This is a genomic window from Microcella sp. (assembly GCF_030645145.1).
Classification (GTDB): Bacteria; Actinomycetota; Actinomycetes; order Actinomycetales; family Microbacteriaceae; genus Microcella.
On record NZ_JAUSMI010000113.1, the window covers coordinates 1 to 3,319 of the forward strand.

At 73.0% G+C, this 3,319-nt stretch carries 3 protein-coding genes; 2 read left to right on the forward strand and 1 reads right to left on the reverse strand.

Features of this window, described 5'->3' with window-relative positions:
* Window positions 1–93: 93 nt before the first annotated feature.
* Window positions 94–1,017, forward strand: a complete 924-nt coding sequence (locus Q7T15_RS07920; RefSeq protein WP_304695033.1) for a 4-(cytidine 5'-diphospho)-2-C-methyl-D-erythritol kinase — start codon at window positions 94–96, stop codon at window positions 1,015–1,017.
* Here Q7T15_RS07920 and Q7T15_RS07925 read toward each other — a convergent pair.
* The gene (locus Q7T15_RS07925; RefSeq protein WP_304695035.1) at window positions 968–1,552 is read right to left on the reverse strand and encodes a signal peptidase II; all 585 of its coding nucleotides are present in this window, start codon (window positions 1,550–1,552) and stop codon (window positions 968–970) included. The two genes, Q7T15_RS07920 and Q7T15_RS07925, sit on opposite strands and share 50 nt — an antisense overlap.
* A 53-nt stretch (window positions 1,553–1,605) precedes the next feature.
* Here Q7T15_RS07925 and Q7T15_RS07930 point away from each other — a divergent pair.
* Window positions 1,606–3,319, forward strand: a 1,714-nt coding sequence (locus Q7T15_RS07930; protein WP_304695037.1) for an ABC-F family ATP-binding cassette domain-containing protein, incomplete at its 3' end; no start/stop codon positions are given.

Consider the following 3,319-nt stretch of genomic DNA (forward strand, 5'->3'; position numbering starts at 1 on the left):
GCACGCCCTCGTCCAGGCCGGCATCGACCCGACCGCGCGCGGCGAGGTGCTCACCGTGGCCGACTTCGCCCGGATCGCCGAGGGCATGCCGTGGTGAGCACCGTCTCCGTCCGCGCCGCCGCGAAGATCAACCTCCACCTCGGCGTCGGCGCTGTGCGTGACGACGGCTTCCACCCGCTCGACACCGTCTACCAGGCCATCAGCCTCTACGACGACGTCACCCTCACCGGCGCGGTGGTGCCCTCGCTCGAGCTGGAGTGCGCCGACTACATCGACGCCGGCGACGTCCCGATCGGCGGCGGCAACATCGCCTTCCGTGCGCTCGAGGTGATCCGCGCCCGGACCGGGCGCCACGGCCACGAGGCCGTCGAGATCCTCAAGTCGATCCCGGTCGCCGGCGGGATGGCGGGCGGCTCGGCCGACGCCGCCGCGACCCTCCTCGCGTGCGACCACCTCTGGGGAACGGGCCTCGGGCGGGAGGAGCTGCACTCGCTCGCCGCCGAGCTCGGCGCCGACGTGCCGTTCGCGCTCATGGGAGGCACCGCCGTCGGCACGGGCCGCGGCGACGCGCTCTCGCCCGCGCTCGCGCAGGGAACGTTCCACTGGGTGCTCGCGCTCTCCGAGGCGGGGCTGTCGACGCCCGAGGTCTACGCCGAGCTCGACCGCCACCGCGAGCGCCACGTCAACGACATCGCTCCCGCCCCCGAGCAGCCGACCGTCGACATCGAGGTTCTCCAGGCGCTGCGCGCGGGCGACCCGCACCAGCTCGCCGAGTACCTCCACAACGATCTGCAGGCTCCCGCGCTGCACCTCGAGCCGGGCCTCGCCCGCACGCTCGAGGCGGGCGAGAAGGCCGGAGCCCTCGCGGGCATCGTGTCAGGCTCGGGCCCGACCGTCGCCTTCCTCGTCGCCGACGCCGACGCCGCGCTCGAGCTGCAGGTCGAGCTGAGCGCCGGGCGTCACACGGTCATCCGTGCGACGGGTCCGGTTCACGGGGCTCGGGTCGTCGCGGGCTGACGCCCATCAGGCTCAGCAGCACGACGCCGACGGCGCCGAGCACGAGCGCGATGTCGGCCACGTTGCCGATGAAGTAGCCCGCGTAGTCGATGAAGTCGACGATCTCGCCGCGCGCGAAGCCCGGCTCGCGGAAGAGACGGTCGCCGAGGTGGCTGATCGCGCCGCCGAAGAGCGCCCCGGCCGCGATGGCCCAGCGAGCGCTCGACAGGCGCGTGACGAAGATCGCGAGCCCGACGACGGCGATCGCCGCGACGAGCGAGAGGATCCACGTGTAGTCGCCGCCGATGCCGAACGCCGCGCCCGGGTTGTAGACGAGCCGCCACTGGATGAGCTCGCCGATCACGGGGATGCCGACACCGCGCTCGAGCTCGGCCTCGGCCCAGAACTTCGTGCCTTGGTCGAGCAGGATGATGCCGGCCGCGAGCAGGAGCGTCCACGGCAGCACCCGGCGGATGCGCGCGCGGACGGCGGGGTTGTCGAGCGCGGTCGCCTGCTCGTCGTCGGTGGGCACGGCGGGACCATCGGTCGAAGACATGCACCCATTCTGCCGGGTAGGGAGGCCCCCGCCGCGCGCCGTAGGCTCGACGGGTGGCCCACCTGCTGGGAGCCGAGCAGCTCCGCGTCGAATACCCCACCCGCGTCGTGCTCGACGGGGTGACGGTCGGCATCGGCGACGGCGACCGCATCGGCGTCGTCGGCCGCAACGGCGACGGCAAGTCGACCCTGCTGCGCATCCTCGCCGGCAAGCAGGAGCCGGACGGCGGTCGCGTCACGCGCCGCCGCGGCGTCACCCTCGGGATGCTCGACCAGGGCGACGAGCTGGCGACGGGCCGCACGGTGCTCGACACGGTCGTGGGGGGGCGCCCCGAGCACGAATGGGCGGGCGATCGCAACGTTCGCGACGTCCTCGCGGGGCTCATCGCGGACATCCCCGGCGACACGCTCGTCGACGACCTGAGCGGCGGCCAGCGGCGCCGCGTCGCGCTCGCCGCGCTCCTGAGCCAGGAGTGGGACATCGTCGTGCTCGACGAGCCCACCAACCACCTCGACATCGGGGGAGTCGCCTGGCTCGCCGAGCACCTCAAGCGCCGCTGGGCGACCGGCCAGGGCGCGTTGCTCGTCGTGACGCACGATCGGTGGTTCCTCGACGAGGTGAGCCTCGACACGTGGGAGGTGCACGACCGCATCGTCGAGCCGTTCGAGGGCGGGTATGCGGCGTACGTGCTGCAGCGCATGGAGCGCGACCGGCAGGCCGCGACCATGGAGGCCAAGCGCCAGAACCTCATGAAGAAGGAGCTCGCGTGGCTGCGCCGCGGCGCCCCGGCCCGCACGGCGAAGCCGAAGTTCCGCATCGAGGCGGCGAACGCGCTCATCGCCGACGTGCCCGAGCTGCGCAACCCGATCGAGCTCGCGCAGATGGCGACCTCGCGGCTCGGCAAGGACGTCATCGACCTGCTCGACGTGTCGGTGTCGTACGGCGACCGCGAGATCCTGCACGACATCGAGTGGCGCATCGCGCCGGGCGAGCGCACGGGCATCCTCGGCGTCAACGGTGCCGGCAAGAGCACGCTGCTCGGGCTGGTCACCGGCGACGTCACGGCGACCACCGGCCGAGTCAAGCGCGGCAAGACGGTGCGGGTCGCCACCCTCTCGCAGTCACTGGAGGAGCTGGAGGACCTGGACGACGAGCGCGTCAGCGACGTCGTGGCCCGCAGCCGCACCACCTACGTCGCCGGCGGCAAGGAGATGACGCCCAGCCAGCTGCTGGAGCGGCTCGGGTTCACCAGCGTCCAGCTCGCCACCCCCGTCAAGGACCTCTCCGGCGGGCAGCGCCGACGGCTGCAGCTGCTGCTCATCCTGCTCGACGAGCCGAACGTCCTGATCCTCGACGAGCCCACGAACGATCTCGACACCGACATGCTCGCGGCCATCGAGGACCTCCTGGACACCTGGCCGGGGACGCTGCTGGTCGTCTCCCACGACCGGTACCTCCTCGAGCGCGTCACCGACCACCAGTACGCCGTCATGGACGGCCGGCTGCGCCACCTGCCCGGTGGCGTCGAGGAGTACCTGCGCCTGCGCGCGGCGGCCGATGCCGGCGCCAAGGCTGAGTCCAGCGCCGTCGCCCCGCGCGAGGAGGGCCGCTCTGCCTCGAGCGTCGCCCGTCAGGACCGCAAGGCCGTGACCCGGATCGAGCGGCAGATCGAGAAGCTCAGCACCCGCGAGGCCGCCCTGCAGGCCTCGATGGCCGAGGCCGCCACCGACGCGGCCAGGCTGGCGGCGCTGGCGAGCGAGCACGCGC

What these genes read in the sequence shown, in the direction of transcription:
- Q7T15_RS07925 (WP_304695035.1), bottom strand. Translation starts at nt 1,552, where the DNA reads ATGTCTTCGACCGATGGTCCCGCCGTGCCCACCGACGACGAGCAGGCG.